Annotated in this window: 11 protein-coding genes and 4 tRNA genes; 7 read left to right on the top strand and 8 right to left on the bottom strand. The window is 57.9% G+C overall.

Annotated elements, in window-relative coordinates; all coding sequences use genetic code 11:
* Positions 1–71: 71 nt before the first annotated feature.
* The 4 genes from AC1ENN_RS07690 to AC1ENN_RS07675 form a co-directional block, all read right to left on the bottom strand.
* Positions 72–2,195, bottom strand: coding sequence for a 3-hydroxyacyl-CoA dehydrogenase NAD-binding domain-containing protein (locus AC1ENN_RS07690; protein ID WP_480405764.1), 2,124 nt, complete (start codon positions 2,193–2,195; stop codon positions 72–74).
* A gap of 2 nt (positions 2,196–2,197) precedes the next feature.
* Positions 2,198–3,394, bottom strand: a complete 1,197-nt coding sequence (locus AC1ENN_RS07685) for a thiolase family protein (protein ID WP_449646768.1) — start codon at positions 3,392–3,394, stop codon at positions 2,198–2,200.
* Positions 3,395–3,471: 77 nt separating this feature from the next.
* Entirely contained in the window at positions 3,472–4,728 is a 1,257-nt protein-coding gene (locus tag AC1ENN_RS07680) for an HRDC domain-containing protein (RefSeq protein ID WP_480390809.1), read from the bottom strand.
* Positions 4,721–5,317, bottom strand: coding sequence for a DUF3000 domain-containing protein (locus AC1ENN_RS07675; RefSeq protein WP_449646766.1), 597 nt, complete (start codon positions 5,315–5,317; stop codon positions 4,721–4,723). Before AC1ENN_RS07675 ends, AC1ENN_RS07680 begins: the two co-directional genes overlap by 8 nt.
* 78 nt (positions 5,318–5,395) lie before the next feature.
* On the opposite strand from AC1ENN_RS07675, the gene AC1ENN_RS07670 reads away from it, so the two are divergent.
* Positions 5,396–6,598: an alpha/beta hydrolase family protein gene (locus AC1ENN_RS07670; protein ID WP_449646765.1), complete on the top strand. Its 1,203-nt coding sequence runs from the start codon at positions 5,396–5,398 to the stop codon at positions 6,596–6,598.
* Here AC1ENN_RS07670 and AC1ENN_RS07665 read toward each other — a convergent pair.
* A complete protein-coding gene (locus tag AC1ENN_RS07665; RefSeq protein ID WP_449646764.1) occupies positions 6,595–7,032 on the bottom strand; it encodes a SufE family protein in 438 nt (145 codons plus the stop codon). The genes AC1ENN_RS07670 and AC1ENN_RS07665 overlap by 4 nt on opposite strands.
* Before the next feature lie 9 nt (positions 7,033–7,041).
* Positions 7,042–7,941 carry a sulfurtransferase gene (locus AC1ENN_RS07660; protein WP_449646763.1) on the bottom strand — a complete coding sequence of 300 codons (900 nt, stop codon included), beginning with the start codon at positions 7,939–7,941 and terminating at the stop codon, positions 7,042–7,044.
* Positions 7,942–8,080: 139 nt separating this feature from the next.
* Here AC1ENN_RS07660 and zapE point away from each other — a divergent pair, with 139 nt between their 5' ends.
* Both zapE and AC1ENN_RS07650 read left to right on the top strand, forming a co-directional pair.
* Entirely contained in the window at positions 8,081–9,094 is a 1,014-nt protein-coding gene (zapE, locus tag AC1ENN_RS07655) for a cell division protein ZapE (RefSeq protein ID WP_449646762.1), read from the top strand.
* Positions 9,095–9,202: 108 nt separating this feature from the next.
* A complete protein-coding gene (locus AC1ENN_RS07650) occupies positions 9,203–10,279 on the top strand; it encodes an ammonium transporter (protein ID WP_480405763.1) in 1,077 nt (358 codons plus the stop codon).
* On the opposite strand, the gene AC1ENN_RS07645 is transcribed toward AC1ENN_RS07650, so the two are convergent.
* Positions 10,205–11,035 carry an EI24 domain-containing protein gene (locus AC1ENN_RS07645; protein ID WP_449646760.1) on the bottom strand — a complete coding sequence of 277 codons (831 nt, stop codon included), beginning with the start codon at positions 11,033–11,035 and terminating at the stop codon, positions 10,205–10,207. The two genes, AC1ENN_RS07650 and AC1ENN_RS07645, sit on opposite strands and share 75 nt — an antisense overlap.
* 101 nt (positions 11,036–11,136) lie before the next feature.
* Positions 11,137–11,209 (bottom strand) — tRNA-Val (locus AC1ENN_RS07640).
* A gap of 116 nt (positions 11,210–11,325) precedes the next feature.
* Between AC1ENN_RS07640 and AC1ENN_RS07635 the strand changes: the two genes are divergently transcribed.
* From AC1ENN_RS07635 to thrS, 4 genes are all read left to right on the top strand, one after another.
* Positions 11,326–11,397: transfer RNA gene (locus AC1ENN_RS07635), tRNA-Gly, on the top strand.
* Positions 11,398–11,437: 40 nt separating this feature from the next.
* A tRNA-Cys gene (locus AC1ENN_RS07630) sits at positions 11,438–11,508 on the top strand.
* A gap of 29 nt (positions 11,509–11,537) precedes the next feature.
* Positions 11,538–11,609 (top strand) — tRNA-Val (locus tag AC1ENN_RS07625).
* A gap of 154 nt (positions 11,610–11,763) precedes the next feature.
* Entirely contained in the window at positions 11,764–13,677 is a 1,914-nt protein-coding gene (thrS, locus tag AC1ENN_RS07620) for a threonine--tRNA ligase (protein ID WP_480406938.1), read from the top strand.
* The last annotated feature ends 2 nt before the right edge of the window (positions 13,678–13,679 follow it).

Raw genomic sequence — 13,679 nt, 5'->3', positions numbered from 1 at the left:
CAGAAGATGGCCGACCCAGACAGTGTCCGGGTCGGCCCTCTTCCTAGCTATGCCGCGTTAGTGCGAAACGCTTACTGCACTCCGCGAATCTGCGGATCGTGGAAAGTTCCACCAAACGCCCGCTCCGAAGCGCCAGCGCGATCGAGGTAGGGCGTGACTCCACCCATCTGGAAGGGGTAGCCGGCACCGAGGATGAGGCACAGGTCGATGTCCTCCGCCGCCGCAACCACCCTGTCTTCAAGCATCCGGTGAATCTCGTCGGCAAGACCGTCTTCGATGCGAATCTGAAGCTCCTCGGCCGTCATCGGTGAAGTGCCGCCCTTGACGATTTCTACAGCCTTCTTGGAAACGCCCTTTGCCTTGCCCTTACTGTCACGGTCAAAGATGTATCCGAGCTCGGCGAGCTTGTGCAGGTTCTCACTCTTGAAGAATCGTTCAGGGAATGCAGCGTGATGAGTGTCGAGCACGTGCGCCCCGACCTTGAGTCCAACCAGCTCGAGAAGTTCGAACGGAGTCATCGGCAGCCCGAAAGGACGGGTCGACTCCTCGACGACCTCAAACGGCGTTCCGGTGTCGACAGCGTTCATTGCCTCACCCAAAACCTTGGCCAAGATGCGGTTCACGACGAAACCGGGCGTATCGGTTGTGATCACCGCGTTCTTGCGCAGGTTCTTAGCCGTGACCATTGCGGTCGACAACGTCTCATCGTTGGTGTGCGGTGTTTTGACGACTTCGATGAGCGGCATGACTGCGACGGGGTTGAAGAAGTGGAACCCAACAAGGCGCTCCGGATGCGACAAGTTTGCACCGATCTGTTCCACCGACAACGACGAAGTGTTTGTGGCCAGGATTGCTTCCTCGGAGATGTACTGCTCAACCTCCGCGAACACAGCCTGCTTAGCACCGAGTTCTTCGTAGATCGCTTCAATCACCCAGTCGCAATCAGCAAAGTCCGCTTTGTTCGTGGTGCCGGTAACAAGGGCTTTGAGGCGGTTAGTGTCGTCTGATGACACCCGGCCTTTGTCGTGCAGCTTGTCGATCTCCGAGTGAATCGCGACAACACCGGCATCCGTCGCTGCCTGATCGAGGTCAGTAATAACAACCGGGACCTGCAGGCGGCGGACGAAGAGCAATGCGAATTGGCGGGCCATGAGCCCTGCGCCAATCACACCCACCTTTGTTACTTTGTGGGCCAGTTCCTTGTCTGGAGCCCCAGCCGGTCGCTTGGCGCGCTTCTGAACGAGGTTGAATGCGTAGATGCTCGCCTGGAACTGATCTCCAGAGATCATGTCAGCCAGAGCCTCATCTTCAGCTTCGAACCCGGTCTTCTTGTCAGTGTTCTTGGCTGCCTTCAATAATGCGAGCGCTGCATAGGGCGACTTGGCGACGCGACCAATGCGGTTCGCGAGCATCTTCTCGGCGATTCCGATCGCAACATCCCATTTGACGGTACGTTCGATTTTTCCCGGCTCGTTCTTGCGCTTGACCTTCGTCGTGCCAGCAATGACACCGTCGGCCCAGCGAATAGAGTCTTCGAGGAAGTTCGCAGGACCAAACATGGCGTCAGCAATACCCAGCTCGAAAGCTTCTGGCCCCTTCAGCATTCGGTTGTTCTTGAGCGGATTCTCGATCACTACCTTGAGTGCATTTTCGATTCCGATCAGGTTAGGAAGCAACCAGGCGCCGCCCCAACCAGGAATCAGACCGAGGAATACCTCAGGAAGCGCCAGCGCAGGTACCGAACTGTCGATGGTGCGGTAGTCAGCGTTGAGAGGAACCTCGACGCCGCCACCGAGAGCGAGTCCATTAATGAACACGAACGAGGGAACACCCAAGTCGCTCAGCTTGCCGAGCGCCCAGTGACCAAGCTGCGCCATCTGCTTACCGGTTTCGCGGTCAGGGATTTCGCTGACCTTCGAGAGGTCGGCGCCTGCGGCAAAAATGAATGGCTTGCCGGTGACAGCCAATCCGTGGATTTCTCCAGCGGATGCCCGTTCTTTCTGCTCATCGAGTACTTTTGCAAACTCAAGAAGAGTTGCTGGGCCGAGAGTGTTCGGCCGAGTGTGGTCTTTCCCGTTGTCGAGAGTGACGAGAGCAAGCGTGCGCCCGCCGGACAACGGCACATCGCGAACGAAGGAGTGGGTGATGACCTCGTCTTGAGACAGGCCAGCGAGACGTGCAAACTGCTGGGTCATTGTTACTTAGCTCCCTTGTAGTTGGGGTTTTCCCAGATAACGGATCCACCTTGGCCAAGACCGACGCACATTGCCGTAAGCCCGTAGCGCACCTCAGGGTGCTGTTCGAACTGGGCTGCGAGCTGAATCATAAGACGGACACCCGATGACGCTAGGGGGTGGCCCATCGCGATCGCGCCGCCCCACTGGTTTACGCGGGGGTCTTCATCGTCGATGCCATAGTGATCGAGCAGTGAGAGAACCTGCACCGCAAAAGCTTCATTGAGTTCGAAGAGTCCGATGTCGTCGATCGAGAGGCTCGCCTTGCGCAGTGCTTTCTCGGTTGACGGAATGGGCCCGATGCCCATGATTTCTGGCTCGACACCGGCGTAGGCGAAGCTCACCATGCGCATTTTGGGCTTCAATCCCAACTCGCGCGCTACTTCGCCGCTCGCCATGATGCTGGCTGTTGCACCATCGTTAAGACCGGATGCGTTTCCCGCGGTGATGCGTCCGTGAGAGCGGAACGGGGTTTTGAGTGCGGCGAGTCCCTCAAGAGTTGTCTCGGGGCGGAGTCCCTCGTCGCGAGTGGCCATTCCCCATCCGGCGTCACTTCGCGTGGCGACAGGAATCAGGTCAGGCTGAATGTTGTTGGCTTCGTACGCAGCGGTTGCACGCTGCTGGCTGCGAAGTGCAAAGGCATCGGCGCGAGCCTTCGTGAGGTGAGGGAAGCGGTCGTGTAGCTTCTCAGCAGTGTTTCCCATGTTGAGCGCTTCGGGGTCGACGAGCTTCTCTGACATGAATCGGGGGTTAGGGTCAACGCCAGATCCCATCGGGTGGTGCCCCATGTGCTCCACGCCGCCAGCAATTGCCAGATCGTAGGCGCCGAATGCGATGCCTCCGGCGACATTCGTGACGGCGGTCATAGCTCCGGCGCACATGCGGTCGATGGCGTAACCAGGAACTGAAATCGGCAATCCAGCGAGAATTGCTGCGCTGCGTCCGATTGTGAGTCCCTGATCACCGGTCTGAGTTGTCGCGGCAATCGCAACTTCGTCAAAGCGTTCTTTAGGGATTTGGGGGTTACGCTCCAGCAGTCCGATCATCGCCTTGACGACGAGGTCATCCGCTCTGGTATTCCAGAACATGCCCTTCTCGCCAGCACGCCCAAATGGAGTACGGACTCCATCTACGAACACAATCTCGGTTTCCTTGGCCACAATGCCTCCACTAGATCCTTGGATGTAGGACTGATCCTAGGTGGCCAAGATTAGGGTTAGGAATCCTTTGATTGTTCCTACGACTCGGTGTCGTCGGACTCCTCAGGCGTTTGGTGGGCTTCGACAAAGGCTTGGGCGATTGACTGTGCAGAAACGTCAATTTGCCATTGGCGCGCGCCGAGGGCATGAAGTACTGCCGCAATGCTCTCGCGCGTGATCTCGGTCGGTGGGGTCCAAGCGACACGTCGGAGGTAGTCAGGAGTGAGCAAATTCTCGATCGGGATCGACAATTCTTCCGAGCGCTCGGTCATCATCGCTCGTGCTGCCTTCAGCCGAAGATCGGCTGCGGGGTTCTTGTCTGACCACACTCGTGGCGGCGGAAGTGCGTCGCTAGCGACACGAGAAGCCGGAATGTCCGTCGACGCGATTCCCGCTTGAATCGCGTCCCACCAACGATCAATTTGAGTACGACTAGCACGCCCGCTGAACTCTTTCATCGCAGAGAGCTGACGCTTTGACTCGGGCAGAAAGCGCGCGGCGGCGAGAAGCGCCGAATCAGGAACAAGTCGACCGGGAGCCGTGTCTACTTCTTGAGCGTAGGCATCCCGAGCAAGCCAGAGTTCACGCGCAATGGCGAGATTTTTTCCGCCACGAAGTGAGTGAACCCCGCTGAGCCGGCGCCAAGGTTCTGCGCGAACATTGCTGAGATCCCGAACTAAGACAGAATCGAATTCCTGCTGTGCGATGTCGTGTTTGTCTGCAGAGTCGAGCAGTTCACCAAGAGCTTCGCGAAGATCTACGAGCAACTCAACATCGAGAGCGGCATAGACGAGCCACGCCTGCGGAAGCGGCCGCGTTGACCAGTCCGCCGACGAATGCTCTTTCGCTAGGTGAATGCCGAGGAGATGTTCGACGACAGTGCCGAGTCCAACACGGGGGAGCCCCGCGAGACGAGCGCCCAATTCTGTGTCAAATAGTCGAGTGGGGTGGAGACCAACTTCGCGCAAACACGTGAGGTCTTGTGTCGCTGCGTGCAGAATCCACTCTTCACCGGCGATGATGTCATTGAGCTCGGCGAAGTCGCCGATAGCTGGCGGATCAAATAAGAAGGTGCCAGCTCCGCGACGAAAGATTTGAATGAGGTACGCACGCTGCGAGTAGCGATAGCCGCTCGCACGTTCGGCATCAATTCCGATAGGACCATGGCCCGCAGCAATAGCCGCAACGGCGGCAAGGTATTCTTCCCGATCGTCTATGACGTTTACGGGATCATGAGGGGCTTGGGTTGCGTGCGACTCACCCTCAGGGGTTGCACTTTCGGTTGCGCTATTCACGTCCAACTTTACGGGCCGACAACAGGGTGACTCCTTCAATGGCTGGTGGTAGGCCAGCTAACATGCAGACCAATTCACTCCAGCCTTCCACATGCGCGGCCATGCTGAGATCTTTGGGGCTCCACGAGGCACGTAATTCGATCTGAGCACCGTCAGGCTGCGACTCAAGTTCGCCAAACCCTGTCGACAAAATTCGGGTCGCAGTTCCGGACACTTGATCGTAGGTAGCACCGCGACCGTCAAGAGCATCAACGAGCCACGACCAGGTGACCTCGCTCAGGAACGGATCAACGCCGATCTCCGGTTCTAACGGTGCCTGTGCGAAGCAAATTATGCGAAACTCGCTGTCCCAAGCGTCCGGAACTTCGGGATCGTATAAAAGAACAAAACGGCCAGTGCCAAGATCTGAGTCTTCACCGTGACGTGACGGAGTGACGTCGGCGGCCAGAGCGAATGACCATGGTGCGATCTGAGACGGAGCAGTGATTTCGGTTACTGCGAGCTCCGAGCGCAAAGATGCGCCACGAAGCGACTCGACCGCGGCAGTGAAGACTGCGGGTGGTGTTGGTCCAGCTGGTGAATCGGGCACGACTGAAGATTAGGCTTTAGAGGAACGATCGCTAGTGAGGCACGCCGCGCCAGTGCGGGTGCAGACGGAGGTTTGCGGATGCGAGCACCACAACCGGGGCGCATGGTCGTCGGCATCGTCAGCGGAATTGCTATCGGTGTCACAGCAGTCGGAATCGTCGGTTTGGTCGCTAGCGCGGTTCTTTCCGTAGTTTTTGCTCGGCGGCTCGTGACCCCACCAGGGCGAGCAGACAGTGGACTGCAGATTCTTGCGGTCGGCGAATCGACGATTGTGCTTTCAGCCGCTCTGGAGAGTCGCGCGCCAGGCCGCTTTAGCTTGTGGTTTGCCGACGAGGCAGGTCACGCCCGCATCGGTGCTGTCGTTTCGGAGAGTTCACGATGGGTCGCACGAGAGTTGATCTCGGTTCAACGAGGGATTCCGCACGCCGGGGACAACGCGCGAACGAGTGGCTGGTTCTATCTCAGTCCCGCAGAACTTGGGCTCGAATTTTCCGAAGTACACATTGAAACGGAGCTGGGCGCGGCACCGGCGTGGTTGGTCCCAGCAGCGGCGGCGAGTTCGACGTGGGCAATTCATGTACACGGTCGGGGAGTCCGACGCCAAGAGACTCTGCGCGCTCTGCCCGAGTTTTATGACGCCGGAATCACATCACTTGCCGTGTCATACCGCAATGATACTGAAGCACCAGATTCACCCGACAGGCGCTACGGGTTGGGTTCTACGGAGTATCGCGACGTCGACGCTGCTATCAGTTATGCGCTCGAGGCAGGTGCAGAGCGAATCGTTCTGATGGGATGGTCAATGGGAGGTGCGACAGTCTTGCAGACACTGATGCGCTCCAAGAGTCGGGAAGTAATCGTTGGCCTCATCTTGGATTCTCCCGTAATCGCCTGGGGTCCCATCCTCGAGCTTCACGGCACAATTAACCGAATCCCCACTCCGATTCAGCGCGCGGCGCAAGAAATTCTCGCGGGCGAACAAGCGCAGCTGCTCGTAGGCACCGAGAACCCGCTCGATTTTGCCGCGATGAATTTCGTCGGCCGCGCGACCGAACTCGATCGTCCCATCCTGCTGATGCACAGCACAGCTGACGCTTATGTTCCCGTTGAACCGTCACGTGCGCTTGCGGTGCTTCGCCCGGACATCGTCACCTTCGAAGAATTTGACACTGCCGGTCACACGAGGCTGTGGAACTACGACAGCGAACGGTGGCTTTCGGCTATTCGGTCATGGTTGAGAATTCACGTGGGCGAAGACGACGCCCGAGAAGGTCTCGACTAGGAAATGCTCTTGAGGCGAATCTGACGCTTAGCTCGTGCCAGCATTCCAGTCATGCCGCGAAGGCGGAGTGGACTGACTGCCTTGGCCAGGCCAAGTGACTGAGGGAAGTCGTCCGACAACTCCAGGACTTCCTGGGTGCTGAGGCCAGAAAGGCCCTGTGCCAAAATCGAAGCAAACCCGCGTGTGGTCGGAGCTTCGGGAGGCGCGGTCGCGAACATGTGCACCGTGTCGTTTTCGACCTCAATGAAAATGAAGACCGGGGACTGGCACTCCTCTACCCGTTCAAAAAGATCGGGGTGATCGCGGTAGCGCTCCGGGAGTTCCGGCAGCTCATTCGAGAACTCAAGGAGAAGTTGCAGCCGATCCCGCAGCTGGAGGTCCAAAAAATCGTCGCGGATTTCAGCCAACTGGGTCGGGATCTGCTGCTCACTCATCACTTAAGTCTAACGGGAAGGAACCTCGCCGGGCTCAGTGCCGATGACGATCGGCACTGCGACCAAAGATCCCCATTCAGTCCAAGACCCGTCGTAGTTGCGAACGTTATCGAAGCCCATCAGGTAGTTGAGCACGAACCATGTGTGGCTCGAGCGCTCACCGATACGGCAGTACGCAACAATATCGTCGCCATCTTTCAGCCCGGCACCGTCACGGTAGATCGCGTTCAGCTCGCTGAGCGGACGGAAAGTTCCGTCATCCGCGACAGCCTTGGACCATGGCACACTCTGAGCGCTGGGAATGTGACCGGCACGGAGCGCACCCTCTTCAGGGTAGGCAGGCGCTGTGGTGCGCTCTCCGCTGTACTCCTCAGGGGAACGGACATCAATGAGCGGGTTGCCCAAGTGGGTGAGTACGTCGTCACGGAACGCGCGAATTGTGGAGTCGTTGCGCTCGACGATCGGGTACTCGGTGGCTTGGGGAGTCGGTACCTCGAGAGTGTATTCGCGGCCATCAGCTTCCCACTTTGCGCGCCCACCATCGAGCAAGCGGACATCATCGTGCCCGAAAAGAGTGAAGACCCATAGTGCGTAGGCCGCCCACCAGTTTGTCTTGTCGCCGTAGATGACGACGGTAGTGTCTCGGGAAATTCCGCTACGAGACATGAGCTCGGCGAATCCCTCACCGTCGATGTAGTCGCGGGTTACGGGATCATTGAGATCAGTGTGCCAGTCGATTTTTACGGCGCCGCGGATGTGGCCAGTTTCGTAAAGCAAAACGTCTTCATCAGATTCGACAACTACTAAGCCAGGAGTTTCGAGACGTTCTTCAAGCCAGTCCGCCGAAACCAATCGTTCAGGGTTCGAGAACTCAACGAATTGGGGGGCCGGGTCGCGTTCGATAGTCATAGCTACCTCCGATAGTGGATGGAAAAACTGGCGCGGGCTTCAAACTAAGCTTGATTAGTCCCTTGCCCAAGAAAATTACGCATTCGCCGCTGATTACACCGCGTTGCCGTAAGACTGCGAAACATAACCGAGGCTGAGAATGAGCGCTACTGCGCCTACGACTCCTGAGCGTCTAGTCGATCGTATCCCGTCGTTGACCGGAGCGCAGATGCTCGCCGAACTGGTGCCACCGCGTCAGTTCACCGGGGCGACCTTAGATTCCTATCGACCTGACCGCGACTACCCCTCTCAGGGCGCCGCCGTTGCCGCGATGCGCCACTTTTCTGCCCCGACGAAACCCGGCGGAGGACTGTTTTCTCGCAAAAAAACGCCGGTAGCTAAACCTGGAGTTTATTTGGACGGCGGGTTTGGGGTTGGTAAGACCCACTTGCTTGCGGCTTTGTGGCATCACATTCCTGGCCGCAAGTATTTCGGCACGTTCATTGAGTACACAGCTCTCGTCGGTGCCGTGGGCTATGCCCAAGCTGTTGAGCTTCTCAAGGGTGCTTCGCTGGTGTGCATCGACGAATTTGAGCTTGACGATCCCGGAGACACTCGGTTAATTTCGCGACTGCTGTCTGACCTCGTCGGCTCGGGCACCAAGATTGCGGCAACCTCGAATACTCCGCCGAACGCGCTCGGCGAAGGACGGTTTGCCGCTCAGGACTTCTTGCGAGAAATTGACTCCCTTTCAGCCAAGTTCGAAACCATTCGAATTGATGGAGTTGACTATCGGCGCCGAGACACCGGGGCGCACGCGCTCACAGTCGAGGATGCGGCTGCGGCGGTTTCTCAGATAGCCGGGACAGTGACTTTGGACTCGTTCGATGAAGTGCTGAAACATCTATCGGGAGTTCACCCCTCGCGCTACGTGAAACTGATTGAGGGGATCGACGCGATTGGCTTGACGGACGTGCATCCATTTTCTAACCAGACGGATGCGCTGCGATTTGTTGCGTTTGTAGATCGACTGTATGACGCGCAGGTTCGTATTTTCGCTGAGGGGACGCCACTCGACGGTGTTTTCCCCGACGACATGCTCGCTGGCGGCTATAGCAAGAAGTATTTGCGTGCCGTATCCCGACTTATTGCGCTGACTGCCAACCACGTCTAGTCGCGGTATGCAGTGGACCGGCCCAATTCGCCCATCAAGGGTGGTTCTTGGCGAAGTCATTGTGTATGTGCCCGCTGAGGCATAAGACTGGTCACGGGGAGGTTCACTGTGGCGGAAGCATTCGCGGCGGCGACCATTGGGGTAATTGCGCTTGCAGTGTTGTTGTCGGCGCTGATCGTTTTGTACGCCCGGATTCTTCCGGAAGCGTCTTGGGCACGCGTGATGACAGAGTCTCTCCTGTGCTCGTTGCCCGGTGTCGTTGCGTGGCTGGCTCTTGGCCCTCTTATGTCATCGACATTGCGCCCCATCATGATGCCTTCGCTATCGTTGCTTGGGGGAATCTGTAGCTACCTGGTGACCGTCGTCGCGCGAAGTGCGGGTGCATCGTTTGTTCGGAGTATGACTTTTGGATCTATTTGGGCCGTTGGTGTGTTTGTGCCGACGGCGATCCGCACGTTTGAGCCATTCGGAGCAACCACGCCTCTTGGGCTGAGTCCGATTGATCACGGTGGTGCGCTCGTTATGAGCGTTGCGGTTGGTGCCGGCATGTTCGCCGTCCTGGTGGTGGAACGGAAGTCGCTGATTCGTGGTCGTCGGATGTTTGTCCCCGTCCCGCTGGGGATCGTCGCACTGGTCATCGTGGTTGTGTCGTGGATTGGTTGGCTAGTTGGAGCAGAGTTTGCCATCGACGATGTCGCGGGCCTCATTATCGTCAATGGTGTAGTGAGCGCTATCGCCGGTGCGGTTGGTTGGATCGCAGTTCAGTTGATTGGCCACGGTGTAATTAGTCTCAGATCGCTCGCAGGCGGCGTGGTGAGTGGCCTGATTGCGGTAACGGCCGGCGCACCACTTTTCACTCCAGTTTCTGCGGCAGTGGCCGGGCTTATTGCGGGTGCTGTGGCGTGTGTGTTTACCGTGCGGCGCGGATCGCCGCTGGGTAACCAGTTGCGTTTTCTGGTCAACACCCATTTATTGGGTGGGAGTCTTGGCGTTGTTTCCTTGGGCGTACTCGCGACCGGGTCAGGTTTTCTATTCACCGGCCAGACGGGAATTTTCCAAGAACAGCTCCTCAGCGTCGTCGCGACGGCAAGCTGGTCGTTTGTTATTTCGTCAGGATGCTGGTGGTTGCTCAGCAAGGTCGGTAGAGGCGTTCGCGCCCGCGACTCGCACCTCTTCGTCAAGTAGCGATCGCGTGAGGAGCGTGGCACCGGCGACGGCAGCGGGCATGGCGAACACAGCACCGAACGGAATCAAGAAGACAAGATAGGTCGCTGTTCCCAATCCGAGCGACTGTGCCCGTGAGGCTCTGAGGATGCGACGCCGTGCAGTGAGGTGCATATCTCGAGCCTCGAAGGGGATGTTGGCGAGCTCGACGACTAGGAGCCAGCCGCCGAGTAAGGCACCGGCGGTGGCAGCAATAATGGCGCCGACGATGGGGATAAATCCGAGCAGGAGCACGAGCAGGGCTAGACCGATCGTGGGGAAAAGCAGTCGCAGGCCCTCGCCGAATCCGCGTCGTGCGTCTTTCCAGAACCCTTGCGTCGCGGGCGTGGGCGGCGCACCATGACGGAAATCTACGTGGCTAGAAATTTGACGATAAAAGAAATCTCCGACCATCAGCGTCACCGTCGTGTAGGTGTTCACGATGATGAGGATGCTCGCTAAGAGCAGCGCAACCCCGGCGGCAAATCGCACAGCGGTTCGGGGGAGTTCGTCCCAGTCGTTAGCGAAAGGGGTTATCAGGGTCGCTATGGGGTCAATGGTGACAATCAGGGTAATTAATACCGCGATTGCGACAGCGCCGACGATAGCTGCAGGAATCATCCCCAGAAACATTTGGCGGGGCGCCGTGAGCACTTCGCGGAAGCCTCGAAACAAGAAACTGACGCCGACGAAGAATCGACGAAGTGGCGTTGATCTGGGGGACTTCGCGGCGCGCATTCCCCAAGGGTACTGGCATTGGGCAAGGCCTCAACGTGGCTGATTGCACACACGGCCTGATGGCGAATACGTGTCGCTCTTGCAATTCAGTGCATAAATAGTGGGCGATACCGGACTCGAACCGATGACCTCTTCCGTGTGAAGGAAGCGCGCTACCAACTGCGCCAATCGCCCCGCAGGCCAATCTTCGCATATCTTCGCGACACGCTCGCTACCGAATTGGCTCTCAGCGCAGACTTCGTATACAGTCATCTAGCACGCGAAAACGGGTAACCGAATAGCTGCAAAGTGCGGATGTGGCGCAGTGGTAGCGCATAACCTTGCCAAGGTTAGGGTCGCGAGTTCGAATCTCGTCATCCGCTCGAGTGGGAAGTGTCAGCCTCGCTGGCACTTTCCATGTGCGGTGGAGTGGCCGAGAGGCGAGGCAGCGGCCTGCAAAGCCGTATACGCGGGTTCAAATCCCGTCTCCACCTCGGTATCTAGTGTTTCAACTAAATAGCATGAGCGATTGGCGCAGCGGTAGCGCGCTTCCCTGACACGGAAGAGGTCGCTGGTTCGATCCCAGTATCGCTCACTCGAAAACACCCGACTCAGGTCGGGTTTTTTCGTTTAAGAAGCGCAACCGAACGCTCGTTTGTCTCGTGACACGGCAGTGACCTGATCGCCGCTAAAGTTGCACTGTGACTAAGACTGGATTTGACCTATACACCGACCGCAACGTCGTCGCCATGCGCGTCGACGGTGAGCTGAAAGACCTCGCCACGACGGTAACTGACACGGATGAGGTCGAGGCTGTCACTATCGATTCGCCTGATGGGCTCAATATCCTTCGTCACTCGGCGGCGCACGTCGCAGCTCAAGCGATCCAGACCATTAACCCTGAGGCAAAACTCGGTATTGGTCCGCCCGTTACGGATGGTTTCTATTACGACTTCGATGTCGAGGAGCCGTTTACGCCCGAGGACCTCAAGGCGATCACCAAGGCGATGGATCGCATCATCCGTCAGGGGCAACGCTTTCAGCGTCGTGTCGTGACTGAGGCTGAAGCCCGGGAAGAGCTCGCTAACGAGCCGTACAAGCTTGAACTTATCGGCCTGAAGGGGGCTGTTGCCGAGGGCGACGCCGATGCAGATAACGAGTCGGTCGAGGTCGGCGGCGCCGAGCTCACCATCTACGACAACGTCGATGGCAAGACTGGCGAGGTCTACTGGAAAGATTTGTGCCGTGGACCGCACCTTCCCAACACTCGCATGATCGGCAACGGGTGGTCACTCACGCGTACCGCTGCCGCATATTGGCGCGGTTCGGAAAAGAACAAGCAGCTGCAGCGCGTCTATGGCACGGCCTGGCCGACCAAAGATGAGCTTCGTGAATACCAAGCGCGTCAAGAGGAAGCATTGAAGCGCGATCACCGCAAGCTCGGCGCTGAGCTAGATCTCTTTTCGTTCCCTGACGAAATCGGTTCTGGCCTTGCTGTCTTCCACCCCAAGGGCGGAATCATCCGCCACGAGATGGAGAACTACTCCCGAACGCGCCACTTGCAGGAGGGCTATTCCTTCGTCAACACGCCTCACATCACTAAAGAGGCGCTGTTCGAAACTTCCGGTCACTTGGGCTGGTACAAAGACGGTATGTTCCCACCGATGCACCTCGATGAGGCGCGCAATGAGGAAGGCGAAATAACTCGCCAGGGTGCCGACTATTACCTCAAGCCCATGAACTGCCCGATGCACATCCTGATTTACAAGTCAGGCGGCCGCTCCTACCGCGACCTTCCCATGCGCCTGTTTGAATTCGGCACGGTGTACCGCAATGAGAAGTCTGGTGTTATTCACGGACTGACTCGCGTGCGTGGACTCACCATGGATGACGCCCACATTTTCACAACAAAGGAGGGGATGAAGGCTGAGCTCACTAACACTCTCAACTTCGTGCTCTCTTTGTTGCGGGATTATGGCCTCACAGACTTTTACCTTGAACTGTCGACGAAGGATCCTGAGAAGTATGTCGGTGACGACGATGTGTGGGATGAAGCGACGCAGACCCTTGCCGAGGTGGCCGAAGAGTCGGGGCTTGAACTTGTTCCTGACCCGGGCGGAGCCGCGTTCTATGGCCCCAAGATTTCGGTTCAGGCTCGCGACGCCATCGGGCGTACGTGGCAGATGTCTACCGTGCAGCTCGACTTCAACCTTCCGGAACGCTTCGATCTGGAGTACACGGCTGCGGATGGTTCACGCCAGCGTCCCGTCATGATTCACCGCGCGCTGTTCGGCTCGATCGAGCGCTTCTTCGGCGTTCTCACCGAGCACTACGCTGGGGCATTCCCGGTCTGGCTTTCGCCAGTTCAGGTTGTCGGCATCCCTGTCGCTGAAGCCTACGAGGAGTACTTGGGCGGTGTTGTCGACCAGCTCAAAGCTCTCGGTGTTCGCGCCGAGCTCGACGCATCCAGTGAGCGCATGCAGAAGAAGATCCGCACGCACACGAAGTCGAAGGTTCCGTTCCAGCTCATTGCTGGAGAGCAAGATCAGGCTGCTGGCTCGGTCAGCTTCCGTTTCCGTGACGGAACTCAGGAGAACGGCATCCCGATTGCGGACGCGGTTGCGCGTATTACCGACGCGATCGCGACCCGAGCCCAGGTTTAATT

It is taken from the genome of Rhodoglobus sp. G.S.23 (assembly GCF_056675935.1).
The sequence above is the reverse complement of the archived record's forward strand: the minus strand, read 5'-3'. Positions and strand labels throughout refer to the sequence as shown.

Excerpts from the sequence above, each read along its gene's own strand:
- AC1ENN_RS07690 (WP_480405764.1), bottom strand. The coding sequence starts at position 2,195 with ATGACCCAGCAGTTTGCACGTCTCGCTGGCCTGTCTCAAGACGAGGTC.
- AC1ENN_RS07670 (WP_449646765.1), top strand. The coding sequence starts at position 5,396 with ATGCGAGCACCACAACCGGGGCGCATGGTCGTCGGCATCGTCAGCGGA.
- AC1ENN_RS07665 (WP_449646764.1), bottom strand. The coding sequence starts at position 7,032 with ATGAGTGAGCAGCAGATCCCGACCCAGTTGGCTGAAATCCGCGACGAT.
- AC1ENN_RS07660 (WP_449646763.1), bottom strand. The coding sequence starts at position 7,941 with ATGACTATCGAACGCGACCCGGCCCCCCAATTCGTTGAGTTCTCGAAC.
- zapE (WP_449646762.1), top strand. The coding sequence starts at position 8,081 with ATGAGCGCTACTGCGCCTACGACTCCTGAGCGTCTAGTCGATCGTATC.
- AC1ENN_RS07645 (WP_449646760.1), bottom strand. The coding sequence starts at position 11,035 with ATGCGCGCCGCGAAGTCCCCCAGATCAACGCCACTTCGTCGATTCTTC.
- thrS (WP_480406938.1), top strand. The coding sequence starts at position 11,764 with ATGCGCGTCGACGGTGAGCTGAAAGACCTCGCCACGACGGTAACTGAC.